The 12,750-nt window shown below is 68.5% G+C and carries 11 protein-coding genes; 8 read left to right on the plus strand and 3 right to left on the minus strand.

What is annotated here, in order from left to right; all coding sequences use genetic code 11:
• Window positions 1-36: 36 nt before the first annotated feature.
• Window positions 37-1,887, minus strand: a complete 1,851-nt coding sequence (locus ASD47_RS10330) for a phosphoenolpyruvate carboxykinase (GTP) (protein WP_056755386.1) — start codon at window positions 1,885-1,887, stop codon at window positions 37-39.
• A gap of 407 nt (window positions 1,888-2,294) precedes the next feature.
• Between ASD47_RS10330 and ASD47_RS10335 the strand changes: the two genes are divergently transcribed.
• Complete coding sequence (locus tag ASD47_RS10335; protein ID WP_156402203.1) at window positions 2,295-3,053, plus strand: DUF1080 domain-containing protein; 759 nt, start codon at window positions 2,295-2,297, stop codon at window positions 3,051-3,053.
• Here ASD47_RS10335 and ASD47_RS10340 read toward each other — a convergent pair.
• A complete protein-coding gene (locus ASD47_RS10340) occupies window positions 3,050-4,063 on the minus strand; it encodes a LacI family DNA-binding transcriptional regulator (RefSeq protein WP_056755391.1) in 1,014 nt (337 codons plus the stop codon). The two genes, ASD47_RS10335 and ASD47_RS10340, sit on opposite strands and share 4 nt — an antisense overlap.
• A 182-nt stretch (window positions 4,064-4,245) precedes the next feature.
• Between ASD47_RS10340 and ASD47_RS10345 the strand changes: the two genes are divergently transcribed.
• Genes ASD47_RS10345 through ASD47_RS10365 form a run of 5 tightly spaced genes read left to right on the plus strand, consistent with a single transcriptional unit; the run spans window position 4,246 to window position 9,130 of the window.
• Window positions 4,246-5,508, plus strand: a complete 1,263-nt coding sequence (locus tag ASD47_RS10345) for an MFS transporter (RefSeq protein ID WP_056755395.1) — start codon at window positions 4,246-4,248, stop codon at window positions 5,506-5,508.
• A gap of 3 nt (window positions 5,509-5,511) precedes the next feature.
• On the plus strand, window positions 5,512-6,501 hold the full coding sequence (locus tag ASD47_RS10350) for a sugar phosphate isomerase/epimerase (protein ID WP_056755398.1): 990 nt from the start codon (window positions 5,512-5,514) through the stop codon (window positions 6,499-6,501).
• Entirely contained in the window at window positions 6,501-7,682 is a 1,182-nt protein-coding gene (locus ASD47_RS10355) for a Gfo/Idh/MocA family protein (RefSeq protein WP_056755401.1), read from the plus strand. Before ASD47_RS10350 ends, ASD47_RS10355 begins: the two co-directional genes overlap by 1 nt.
• The gene (locus ASD47_RS10360) at window positions 7,679-8,734 is read left to right on the plus strand and encodes a sugar phosphate isomerase/epimerase (RefSeq protein WP_056755403.1); all 1,056 of its coding nucleotides are present in this window, start codon (window positions 7,679-7,681) and stop codon (window positions 8,732-8,734) included. Before ASD47_RS10355 ends, ASD47_RS10360 begins: the two co-directional genes overlap by 4 nt.
• Before the next feature lie 33 nt (window positions 8,735-8,767).
• A complete protein-coding gene (locus ASD47_RS10365) occupies window positions 8,768-9,130 on the plus strand; it encodes a cytochrome c family protein (protein WP_056755406.1) in 363 nt (120 codons plus the stop codon).
• Between the two features lie 180 nt (window positions 9,131-9,310).
• On the opposite strand, the gene ASD47_RS10370 is transcribed toward ASD47_RS10365, so the two are convergent.
• Window positions 9,311-10,234 carry a DUF1080 domain-containing protein gene (locus ASD47_RS10370; protein WP_369800281.1) on the minus strand — a complete coding sequence of 308 codons (924 nt, stop codon included), beginning with the start codon at window positions 10,232-10,234 and terminating at the stop codon, window positions 9,311-9,313.
• A 106-nt stretch (window positions 10,235-10,340) separates the two neighbouring features.
• On the opposite strand from ASD47_RS10370, the gene ASD47_RS10375 reads away from it, so the two are divergent.
• Together ASD47_RS10375 and ASD47_RS10380 are read left to right on the plus strand one after the other, a co-directional pair.
• Window positions 10,341-12,098: a GMC oxidoreductase gene (locus tag ASD47_RS10375; RefSeq protein WP_056755408.1), complete on the plus strand. Its 1,758-nt coding sequence runs from the start codon at window positions 10,341-10,343 to the stop codon at window positions 12,096-12,098.
• 2 nt (window positions 12,099-12,100) lie between these two features.
• Complete coding sequence (locus tag ASD47_RS10380; RefSeq protein ID WP_056755716.1) at window positions 12,101-12,667, plus strand: gluconate 2-dehydrogenase subunit 3 family protein; 567 nt, start codon at window positions 12,101-12,103, stop codon at window positions 12,665-12,667.
• Window positions 12,668-12,750: the final 83 nt, after the last annotated feature.

Consider the following 12,750-nt stretch of genomic DNA (forward strand, 5'->3'; position numbering starts at 1 on the left):
CGGCCGGCGCTTGTTTCTTGAAAGGGCGAGGGTCGATCAGGCCTGTTCCAGCACTCGCGCGGGGCGCTCCACGCGGGCCAGCCGTTCGCCCAGGGCGTCCAACTGGGCCCAGAGGGCGGGGGGCAGGCGATCGCCGAACCGGGCGTAGGCCTCGGGGATCAGGGCGGCTTCGGCGCGCCAGATCTCCGGGTCGACGGTCAGCAGCAGGTCCAGCTGGGCGTCGGTGAGGTCCAGGCCGGTGAGGTCCAGGTCGTCGCGGACGGGCAGGCGGCCGATCGGGCTGTCGACGGCCCCGGCCTCGCCCTCCAGGCGATCGACGATCCACTTGAGCACGCGGCTGTTCTCGCCGTAGCCCGGCCAGACGAACTTGCCGCGCTCGTCCTTGCGGAACCAATTGACGAAATAGATGCGTGGCAGCCTGGCCGGATCGGCGGCGGCGCCGACCTTCAGCCAGTGATTGAAATAGTCGCCCATGTTGTAGCCGCAGAACGGCAGCATGGCGAAGGGATCGCGGCGCAGCTCGCCGATGCTGTTCTCGGCCGCGGCGGTGCCTTCCGAGGCGACGTTGGAGGCCAGGAACACCCCGTGCTCCCAGTCGAAGGCCTCGGTGACCAGTGGCACGGCCGAGGCGCGGCGGCCGCCGAACAGGATCGCCGAGATCGGCACGCCGGCCGGATCCTCCCATTCGCCGGCGATCACCGGGCACTGGCCGGCGGGGACGGCGAAGCGGGCGTTGGGATGGGCGGCGGGCTCGCCCAGCACCGGCGTCCAGGCACGACCCTTCCAGTCGGTCAGGCCCTGCGGCGGGTGTTCGGTCAAGCCCTCCCACCAGACGTCGCCGTCGGCGGTAAGGGCCACGTTGGTGTAGATGCAGTTGGAATGCAGGGTGTCGACGGCGTTGCGGTTGGTCTTGACGCCGGTCCCCGGGGCCACGCCGAAGAAGCCGGCCTCGGGATTGATCGCATACAGGCGGCCGTCGGCGCCGAACCGCATCCAGCAGATGTCGTCGCCGATCGTCTCGGCCTTCCAGCCGGGCAGGGTGGGCTGCAGCATGGCCATGTTGGTCTTGCCGCAGGCGCTGGGGAAGGCGGCGGCCACGTAGCGCACTTGGCCCGCCGGCGAGGTCAGCTTGAGGATCAGCATGTGCTCGGCCAGCCAGCCCTCGTCGCGTGCCATCACCGAGGCGATGCGCAGGGCGTAGCACTTCTTGCCTAGCAGGGCGTTGCCGCCGTAGCCGGAGCCGTACGACCAGATCTCGCGGCTTTCGGGGAAGTGGACGATGTACTTGTCTTCGTTGCAGGGCCACGCCACGTCCGCCTGGCCCTCGGCCAGAGGCGCGCCCAGGGTGTGCAGGGCCGGAACGAAGAACCCGTCCTCGCCCAAGGCGTCCAGGGCGGCCCGGCCCATGCGGGTCATCACCCGCATCGAGACGGCGACATAGGCGCTGTCGGTGATCTCAACGCCCAGGGCGCTGATCCTTGATCCGACCGGCCCCATCGAGAAGGGCACGACGTACATCGTGCGGCCCCGCATGCAGCCGTCGAACAGGTCGTTGAGCAGCCCGCGCATCTCGACCGGATCGCGCCAGTTGTTGGTCGGGCCGGCGTCGGCCTGGTCCTCGGAGCAGATGAAGGTGCGGCTTTCGACGCGGGCGACGTCGCGCGGGTCGGAGGCGGCGAAGAACGAGTTGGGGCGAAGGTCTGGATTGAGGCGCTTGAGCGTGCCGGCGGCGACCAGTTCGTCGGTCAGGGCGGTCCATTCCTCGTCGGAGCCGTCGCACCAATGGATGGCCTTCGGCTTGGTCAGGGCGGCGACCTCGTCGACCCAGGCCAATAGACGCGCGTGCTTCGTCGGGGGCGCGTTCGCGCCCAGCCCTTGGTTCTGCATGTTCCGTCCTGCTGCAAGCTGGCGAGACTGTTGCTCGCCTTGGCGCGCACCATAACGTCGCGGCTCGGCAGGAAAAGCCCAATGTTTTCAATGACAACGTTGTCGGCGAAAATCGAGGCGCAAGATGCTGCGCCAAAGGCACATTTTCGCGCGTGGCGCCCGATTATGAGGATGATGATCCAATGGTGAAGTTCATCGCGCTGAAACGGTCACGCTTCCACGCGCGGGGGGCGAATCGATGCCCGTGAAATGTCTGGTCAGCGGGCGCTGGGCTGAGCGCGGCGTCTTCCAAGCCATGCACGACCCGCACCTCTGGCGGACTCGGTCCGGACGTCTATGGTGTCGCCGCCTTTCCCGTGGAGCGACGAACCGAAATGAAGTCGAAGCCTCTCGTTCTGACCGCCGTGATGCTGGGCCTTGGCGGGCTCTGCGTCGGATCGCAGGCGCTGGCCCAGGCCAAGCCGGAGGACACCGAGCTCTGGAAGCCCGTGCCGGCGGTGGTCACCCCGGCCAAGGAAGCGGGCGGCGCCCCGTCCGACGCGATCGTGCTGTTCGACGGCGGCGACCTGAAGGAATGGGTGGCGACGCAGGACAAGTCGCCCGCGGGCTGGACCGTGGCGGACGGCGTGCTGACCGTCGACAAGGCGCGCGGCAATATCGAGACCAGGCGAAGCTTCAGGGACTACCAACTGCACCTGGAATGGCGGATTCCGGCCGACATCACCGGCTCGGGCCAGGCGCGGGGCAACAGCGGCGTCTTCCTGGCGTCCACCGGGCCCGGTGATCGCGGGTACGAGCTGCAGGTCCTCGATCCCTACCAGAACCCCACCTATGTGAACGGCCAGGCCGCCAGCCTCTACAAGCAGCATCCGCCGCTGGTGAACGCCGGCCGCAAGCCAGGCGAATGGCAGGTCTATGACGTGGTCTGGCGGGCGCCGGTGTTCGGCCCCGACGGAGCGCTGGTCTCGCCGGCCACCGCGACCGTGCTGCACAACGGCGTGCTGGTGCAGGACAACGCCGCGTTCGCGGGCGAGACGGTCTATATCGGCAAGCCGCCGTCCCGGCCCTTCACCTCGGCGCCGATCAAGCTGCAGGCCCACGGCGACCCCAGCGCGCCGATCAGCTTCCGCAACATCTGGGTTCGAGAACTGCCGCCGCGGTCCTAGCGTCGGTCGGGCGGCGGCGCCGTGCTCGACCGCACGACCAGGCGGTGGGGCAGGGTGACGTTCTGCAGGGCGCTGGCGCGGTCGGCCAGGATGTCGAGCAGCAGCCGGACCACCTCGTGGCCGATGCGCTCCATGGGCTGGCTGACCGTGGTCAGCTGCGGACTGAGGTACTGGGCGAAACGGATATCGTCGAAGCCGACCAGCGACACGTCTCGCGGGCATTCCAGGCCGCGCCGACGAATGGCTTCGATCGCGCCCATCGCCATCTCGTCACTGAAGCAGAAGATGGCGGTGGGCGGACCGGGCTGGTCCAGCAGTTCGCCGGCCTGACGCACGCCGGATTCGATGGAGAAGTCGCCGATGGCCATGCGCAGCGCGCTGGCTTGGCCCCGCCGCTGGGCGGCGGCGAGGACGCCGGCCAGGCGGTCGCCGCTGATCGGGCTGACCAGCGGGCCGGTCACGACGCCGATCCGCGTATGCCCCAGGCCATAGAGGTGCTCCATGACCTCGGCGGCGGCGCCCTCGTTGTCGATATGGGCGCTGGACACCGCCAGGCCCGGGCGGAACTCGCAGCCGTTGACGATCGGCGTCCGCGGCCCCTTGGCGGCCACCATCTCGGCCAGGACGTCCGGCAGGCGATGGCCCAGGAAGATCAGGCCGTCGGCCTCCTTGCGCCGGAACATCGCCGCATATTGCTCTTCGCGCGCCTCCTCGTGCCGGGTGTCGCCCAGCAGCACCGAATAGCCGGCCGCCAGAGCCGCTTCCTCCACGCCGCGGATCACCTGGGAGAAGAAGGGGTTGGAGATGTCCGGCACGGTGACCAGGATCTTCTCGGTGCGCAGGGTCCGCAGGCTCTTGGCCGCGAAGTTGGGCTCGTAGCCGAGGCGGTTGACCGCCTCCATTACCTTCTTGCGAGTCGCTTCCAGCACCAGCTCTGGCGCGCTGAAAACCCTCGAGACCGTCGCGGTCGAGACCCCTGCGTCCTGCGCGACATCTAGAATGGTGGCCATTCGCGGGACACTGGCGGCAAGCCAGGCCCTTGGCAAGGCGCAGCTCTCCTGGCTTGGCCAACAGCTGGACGGTTGCCGCCTTGACGGAGCCCTGTTATCGATGATTTCGATTACATGAGCGCGGGAGCGGTCCAGACGGGCCGAAACCTAGCCGCCAAAAGCTGGTCGGGGAGGCCAGAACCATGACGACGCGCCTGCGGCTCTTCCTGATGATGGTGCTCCAGCTGGCGATCTGGGGCGCCTGGGCCCCGAAGATCTTCCCCTACATGGGCATGCTGGGCTTCGCGCCCTGGCAGCAGTCGCTGGTCGGCAGCGCCTGGGGTGTGGCCGCCGTGGTCGGGATCTTCTTCTCCAACCAGTTCGCCGATCGCAATTTCGCCGCCGAGCGCTTCCTGGCGATCAGCCACCTGATCGGCGGCCTGGCCCTGGTGGGAACGGCGCTGTCGACCAGCTTCTGGCCGTTCTTCGCCTGCTACCTGATCTTCAGCCTAGTCTATGTGCCGACCCTGTCGGTGACCAACTCGATCGCCTTCGCCAACCTGCGCGACCCGGCCGGCGAGTTCGGCGCGGTGCGCATGGGCGGGACGGTCGGCTGGGTGCTGGTCAGCTGGCCCTTCGTCTTCCTGCTGGGCGCCCACGCCGGCGCCGAGCAGGTGCGGTGGATCTTCCTGGTCGCGGCGATCCTGTCGTTCGCCTTCGCCGGCTACGCCCTGACCCTGCCGCACACGCCGGCCCGCAAGGACGCGCCAGGGATCGACAACCTGGCCTGGCGACGGGCCCTGAAGCTGCTGGGCGCGCCGTTCGTGCTGGTGCTGTTCCTGGTCACCTTCATCGATTCGGTGATCCACAACGGCTACTTCGTGATGGCCGACGCCTTCCTGACCAACAGGGTCGGGATCGCCGGCAACCTCAGCATGGTGGTGCTGAGCCTGGGCCAGGTGGCCGAGATCCTGACCATGTTCCTGCTGGGCCGCGTGCTGGCGCGGCTGGGCTGGAAGGTCACCATGATCATCGGCGTGCTGGGTCATGCCGCGCGCTTCGCGGTGTTCGCCTTCTTCGCCGACAGCATCCCGGTGATCGTCGCCGTGCAGCTGCTGCACGGGATCTGCTACGCCTTCTTCTTCGCCACCGTGTACATCTTCGTCGACGCCGTGTTCCCCAAGGACGTCCGGTCCAGCGCCCAGGGGCTGTTCAACCTGCTGATCCTGGGCGTCGGCAATGTGGTGGCCAGCTTCCTATTCCCCACCCTGGTCAGCCGCCTGAGCCACGCCGGCGCCGATGGCGTGGCGAGCGTCGACTATACCAGCCTGTTCCTGGTCCCGACCGGCATGGCCCTGGTCGCCGTGCTGCTGCTGGCCGTGTTCTTCAAGCCGCCGACGCGGTCCCCCGTCGCCGAGGCGGACGAGGACGGGCCCCTGGCGGCCGCCAGCCCGGCCCAGCCCTAGCCAATGCTCCTCCAGAAAAAGGAAAGCCACGTGCGCTCAACAGCTTGCGACACCCGGGCCTCGGCCGCCGATCTTTCGCGGCGTGGTCTGCTCGCCGCCGGCGCGGCCGCCTTGGGCGCGGCCTATGGCGGTCTCGCCAACGCGGCGGAAAAGCCGTTCTTCCAGCGCCGCGACCTGCCGGTCGGCATCCAGCTCTACACCCTGGGTCCGGACCTCCAGAAGGACCTGGACGCCCAGCTCGCCACGGTGGCCAAGATCGGCTTCAAGTCGGTGGAGCTGGCCGGCTATCTGGGCCGCACCCCCGCCGAACTGCGGGCCGCGTTCGACAAGGCCGGCCTGGTTTGCCGCAGCGCCCACATTGCGCCGAAAGCGGCTAGCGGCCCCAGCTTCAGCGGCGACCTGGCCAAGCTAGCCGACGAGCTGCAGGTGATCGGGGTGAAGGCGGCGATCATGCCGATCCTCTATATTCCCGACCGCCTGGGCGGCGCCGACCTGCGCCAGGCCGGCGCGCAGATGACCGCCGACGACTGGAAATGGAACGCCGATTTCCTGAACGAGAAGGCCGCCGTCCTCAAGAAGGCCGGCATCGTCAGCGGTTATCACAACCACAATTTCGAATTCGCCCCGCTGGGCGACACCACCGGCATGGAGATCCTGCTGAAGGGCACGGACCCGAACCTTGTCACCTTCGAGATGGACGTCGGCTGGGTGACGGCCGCCGGCAAGGACCCGTTCGCCCTGCTGAAGGCGCATCCGCACCGCTTCACCCAGATGCACGTCAAGGACATCAAGCCCACGACCAAGGCCAATTTCGAGCTGCGCCAGGACCCGACCGAGGTCGGCAGCGGCATGATCGACTGGAAGCGGCTGCTGCCCGCCGCCTACGCCGCCGGCGTCAGGGGCTTCTATGTCGAGCAGGAGCCGCCGTTCGCCCACAGCCGGCTGGAGTCGGCCAAGATCAGCTTCGACTACCTGGCGAAAGTGGTCGCCTGATGAGCGGACGCGCGCCCCTGCGGCTGGCCATGGTCGGCGGCGGTCCCGGCTCGTTCATCGGCCCGGTGCACCGCATGGCCGCCGAGCTGGACGGCCGCATCCGGCTGACGGCCGGGGTGTTCAGTCGCGATCCAGCCAAGAACGCTCAGGCCGCCGCCGACTGGGGCGTCGCGCCGGACCGGGTCTATCCGGACCATCACGCGATGATCGCCGCCGAGCGGGGGCGCGACGACGGCGTCGACCTGGTCTCCGTCGTGACGCCCAACCACCTGCACTTCGACGTCGCCGCCGCCGCCCTGAAGGGCGGGTTGCACGTGATCAGCGACAAGCCCGCGACCCTGAATCTGGCCCAGGCCCGGGACCTGGCCGAGATCGTTGCGGCGTCGGGCAAGCGCTACGGCCTGACCTACACCTATACCGGCTATCCGATGGTCCGCGAGGCGCGGGAGATCGTGGCCCGCGGCGACCTGGGTGCGGTGCGCAAGGTCGTGGTGGAGTACTCGCAAGGCTGGCTGTCGCGGCCGCTCGAGCGCGAGGACAACAAGCAGGCCAGCTGGCGCTCGGACCCCAGCCAATCGGGCGTTGGCGGTTGCATCGGCGACATCGGCGTTCACGCCTTCAACATCGCCGAGTTCATCACGGGCAGGCGCGTCGAGCGCCTGTGCGCCGACGTCGCCGCCGTGGTTCCGGGGCGCGACCTGGACGACGATTGCAACGTGCTGCTGCGGTTCGAGGGCGGCGCACGCGGCGTGCTGATCGCCTCGCAGATCTCTGCCGGCGCGCGCAACGGCCTGAGGATCAGCGTCTACGGCGAGACCGGCGGCCTGACCTGGGGTCACGAAGACCCCAACGTCCTGACCCTGGACTGGCTGGACGGGCCCAGCCAGGTGCTGCACGCCGGATCGGCCTATCTGGGCGTGGGCGCCCGGGCGGTCACGCGCCTGCCGACGGGACATCCGGAAGGCTTCATCGAGGCCTTCGCCAACATCTATCGTGACTTCGCCGACGCGATCCTCGGGCAGGGCGACGGCCAACTGGTGCCCGACATCGCCGAGGGCGTGCGCGGCATGGCCTTCGTCGAGCGCGCCGTCGCCGCCAGCCGCGCCGACGCCGGCTGGGTGCTTCTGGCCGCCCACCGGGTCGAGCCCGGCGGAATCATGCAGGAAGGAGAGGGGCGATGAAGACGCTCAAGGGACCCGGCATCTTCCTGGCCCAGTTCATCGGCGCCGAGCCGCCGTTCGACAAGCTGGAGACCATGGCCGCCTGGGTCGCGAACCTCGGCTATGTCGGCGTGCAGATGCCGACCGGCGGGGCGGACTCGTTCTTCGACCTAGCCCTGGCCGCGGAAAGCCAGACCTATTGCGACGACATCGCCGGGATGCTGGCTGGCCACGGCCTGCAGATCACCGAACTGTCGACCCACCTGCAGGGCCAGCTGGTCGCGGTGCACCCGGCCTATGACGAGCTGTTCGACGGCTTCGCGCCGCCCGAATTGCGCGGCAAGCCGAAGGAGCGCCAGGCCTGGGCGGTGGGGCAGCTGAAGGCCGCCGCGATCGCCAGCCGGCGTCTGGGCCTGAACGCCCACGCTACCTTCTCGGGCGCCCTGGCCTGGCCCTACTTCTACCCCTGGCCGCAGCGGCCGGCGGGCCTGGTCGAGGAGGCCTTCGCCGAGCTGGGCCGCCGCTGGAAGCCCATCCTCGACGCCTTCGAGACCGAGGGCGTCGACGTCTGCTACGAGATCCATCCGGGCGAGGACCTGCACGACGGCGCCACGTTCGAGCGGTTCCTGGACGAGGTCGGCGGCCACGCGCGCGCCAACATCCTCTACGACCCCAGCCACTTCGTGCTGCAGCAGCTGGACTATCTGGGCTACATCGATCGCTATCACGAGCGGATCCGCGCCTTCCACGTCAAGGACGCCGAGTTCCGGCCGTCGGCCCGGTCCGGTGTCTATGGCGGCTACCAGGGCTGGGTGGATCGGCCCGGCCGCTTCCGCTCGCTGGGCGACGGCCAGGTGGACTTCAAGGCCATCTTCTCGAAGCTGGCCCAGTACGACTATGCCGGCTGGGCGGTGCTGGAATGGGAGTGCGCCCTCAAGCACCCCGAGCAGGGCGCCCGCGAAGGCGCGCCGTTCATCCGCGACCATATCATCCAGGTCACCGACAAGGCGTTCGACGACTTCGCGGGCAGCGCGCCCGACGCCGGCCGCAATCGCCGCCTATTGGGCCTCTAGAGGCGACGCAGAAACCCTGACGGAGTTCCCGCAATGAAGTTCCCGCTTATGCTTGCCGCCGGTCTGAGCGCCTTGGCCACCAGCGCCGTCGCCGCCCCCCCCTCCGGACAGGCGGTGTTCGAGCAGCGCTGCTCGGTCTGTCATTCGCTGCAGCCCGCTCCGGGCAAGATGGGGCCGCCCCTGGCGGGGGTGGCCGGCCGCAAGGCGGGCACGGCCCCGGGCTACGCCTACAGCAACGCGCTGAAGACCTCGAACATCACCTGGACCCCCGACCAGTTGGACGCCTTCATCAAGGCGCCGGGCAAGACGGTCCCCGGCACCAAGATGCTGCTGGGCGCGCCGGACGCCGAGCAGCGCGCCGCCGTGATCCAGTATCTGAGCTCCCTCAAGAAATAGGCCCGAGAGAGCTCAGGACGGGATCAGGTCGGTGGACAGTTGACGGTCTTGAGCCGAATTCCTCGTCCTTCGACAAGCTCAGGATGAGGAATTCTACTCAACCGCCTTACTCGTAACCCTCATCCTGAGCCTGTCGAAGGACGAGGGCGCCGCTTCGACGCCAAACGTCGTCTACGGAACCTAGCGCGCCGTCAGTTCCTGGATCTCGATATCCTTGAACTCGATCGGGTGGCCTTCGCTCTGCAGGGCGATGTAGCCCTCGGTCACGGGCTGGGCGCCGCGAGCGAGGATGTAGGGCTTGGCCCCGCCCGCGACGGTGTCGTCGGGGTCCAGGGTGACGTTCGCATAGTGGTGGACGACCACGCCGTTGATCTTCTGGGAGATCTCGCCGTTGGGCAGGACTTCCAGCTCGGCCTTGACCCAGGTTCCGTTGGGCACCGTCGGGGCGTTGGCCGGCGGCGTGCAATGGTCCTTGGCCGTGACGCCGTCGAAGGTGATGTTGGTTCCAGGCGTGCAGACCGCGCCGGTGGGGCGGGGCGCGTCGCCGTCCTTGCCCAGCAGCTGGAACTCGATCGAGACCGGGAAAGGCTGCTCGACGGTCATGCTCTCCGGGCTCTGGCTGTCGAACATGATCCCGCTGTTGCTGCGCGCCCAGGTCGGGGTGTCGGGCAGGCCGCCCTCGGGCAGGAAGCGGTAGGTCAGGCGCAGGCGATAGGCCTTGAACGGCGTCTTGTAGAACAGGTGGCCGAACTGTCCGTCCAGCTTGTCATAGCCGGCATAGGAGACCCGGATCACGCCGTGGTCGACCACGAAGGTCTGGTGATAGTTCTCGCCGGCGGGGTGCTTGGCGACCTTGGGCGTCCAACCCTCCAGGGTGCGTCCGTCGAACAGCGGCCGCCACGGCCCGGCCTTCACCGTCTCGGCCCCGGCCTGGGCGCCGGCGCAGAGCGCCAGGCAGGCGGACAAAGCCCCGGCGGCGAGACCAGGCGCCGACACGCGACGCTTTCGAACGGACTGGCTCGGATTCATCATGATTTTCCTGTTCCTCCCTCTGGCGCGGCGGTTTTCGTAAGAAACCGCGACCTTTCTTGCAATGTAACCCATTTCATGGAAGCTTCCAGGCAACAATGAACGGGTTCGCCGAAGTCGGCGCGCCGCGCTGCCGGGCAGCGGGCGCGATTCGATCAAAGGCGCCAAGCGGGGAGCAGACATGGCCAATCTCAACGGTCGCGCGCGCCAGGAGAACACCTACGACGCCATCGTCGTCGGCAGCGGCATAACCGGCGGCTGGGCGGCCAAGGAGCTGACCCAGAAGGGCCTCAAGACCCTGGTGCTGGAGCGCGGACCGATGGTCCGCCACCTAGAGGACTATCCCACCGCCACGATGGATCCCTGGCAGACGAAGTACCCGCAGGGGCAGCTGCCGTCGGACGAGCTCAATGCGAAATATCCGGTCCAGAAGCGCACCGGCTACACCCTGACGGAATACACCCGGCACTTCTTCGTCCGCGACGACCAGAACCCCTATACCGAGGAAAGCCGCTACGACTGGATCCGTGGCTATCACGTCGGCGGCCGGTCGCTGACCTGGGGCCGCCAGAGCTATCGCCACAGCCCGATCGACTTCGAGGCCAACGCTCGCGAGGGGATCGGCGTCGACTGGCCGATCCGCTACGAAGAGCTCGCGCCCTGGTACGACCACGTCGAGCGCTTCATCGGCGTCTCGGGCCAGGCGGAGGGCCTGCCGCACCTGCCGGACGGCCAGTACCAGCCGCCGATGGAGATGAACTGCGTCGAGAAGGCTTTCAAGGCCAAGTCCGAGGCGCGGTTCCCCGAACGGCGGATCACCATGGGCCGGACCGCGCACCTGACCGACCCGACCGAGGAACAGCTCGCGCTGGGTCGGACCAAGTGCCAGTACCGCAACATGTGCATCCGCGGCTGTCCGTTCGGCGGCTACTACAGCTCCAATTCCGGGGGGCTGGTGGCGGCCGAGCGCACCGGAAACCTGGTCATCCGCCCCGGTTCGATCGTCACCTCGCTGATCTATGACGAGAAGGCGGGCAAGGCGACCGGCGTGCGCATCCTCGACGCGACGACGCGCCAGGAGGAGGAGTTCTATGCCGACGTCGTGTTCCTGTGCGCCTCGGCCTTCAACTCGGCCTGGATCATGATGAACTCGACCAGTTCGCGGTTCCCGAACGGCTTCGGCAACGGCAGCGACCAGTTGGGCCGCAACGTGATGGACCACCACCTGGGCGTCGGGGCCAGCGGCGAGGCGCCCGAGTTCGCCGACATGTACTATTCGGGCCGCCGGCCGAACGGGATCTATGTGCCGCGTTTCCGCAACCTCGGCGACGCGGCCACCAAGCGGAGCGACTACCTGCGCGGCTTCGGCTACCAGGGCGGCGCCTCGCGGCCCGGATGGGATCGCGACCTGACCCGGCCAGGACAGGACTCCTCCGGTCCGCGGGGCTTCGGCGCGGCGCGCAAGGCCGCGCTGAGCCAGCCGGGGCCGTGGATCATCGGGCTGGGCGGCTTCGGCGAGATCCTGCCCTACGAAGACAATCGGATTACCCTGAATCGCGACAAGACCGACGAGTTCGGCCTGCCGACCCTGTCGATGAACGTCACGATCCGCGAGAACGAACTGGCCATGCGCCGCGACATGCAGACCGCGGCCGCCGAGATGCTGGAGGCGGCGGGCTTCAAGAACGTCGAGGGGCGGGACGGGGGCTACGCGCCCGGCCTGGGCATCCACGAAATGGGCACCGCCCGCATGGGCCGGGATCCAAAGACCTCGGTGCTCAACGCCCACAACCAGGTTCACGAGTGCAAGAACGTCTATGTCACCGATGGGGCGGCCATGACCTCGGCGTCATGCGTGAACCCGTCCCTGACCTACATGGCCCTGACAGCCCGGGCCGCCGACCACGCGGTCCAGGCGCGCAAGCGGGGAGATCTGTGATGCTGCTGAGCCGACGCGACGCGATACGCGGCCTGACCTTCACCTTCGGCGTCGCGGCGACGGGGTTCGCCGGACGGGCCATGGCGGCCGCGCCCGCCCTGGGCTGGACCCCCACGGCGCTGACGCCGGACCAGGCCCGCCTGGTCGACGTGGTGGCTGAGCTGATCATCCCCAAGACCGACACGCCGGGCGGGCGCGAAGCCGGAGTGCCGCAATTCGTCGACCGCGCCCTGGCCGACTACTACAACAAGGCCCAGGCCGATCGCCTGAGGGCCGGGCTGGCCCGGATGGACGCCGACGCGCGCGCCGCCCATGGCGACGTTTTCGTCGCGCTGACGCCGGAGCAGCAGATCGAACTCCTGAACGGCTATGACCGCGAGGCGGCCGCCGCCCAGGGGCACACGGCTGGCGAGCCCCATTTCTTCCCGCTGCTGGAGGATCTGGTGACGGTCGGCTACTTCACCTCTGAACCGGGCGCGACGGTGGCCTTGAGTTACGATCCCGTCCCCGGCGCCTACCACGGCTGCGTGCCGCTGGCCGAGCTCGGTCGCGGCTGGGCGACCCGATAGGGCGATAGAAGAGGCGCTGAGGCGACGCTTCACGCGTTTGAGGCCCTCGGCGCGGCCTCCAGGGATGACGTAGAAGCCCGTCG

The sequence above is a fragment of the Caulobacter sp. Root1472 genome, from assembly GCF_001426985.1.
Lineage (GTDB): Bacteria > Pseudomonadota > Alphaproteobacteria > Caulobacterales > Caulobacteraceae > Caulobacter > Caulobacter rhizosphaerae.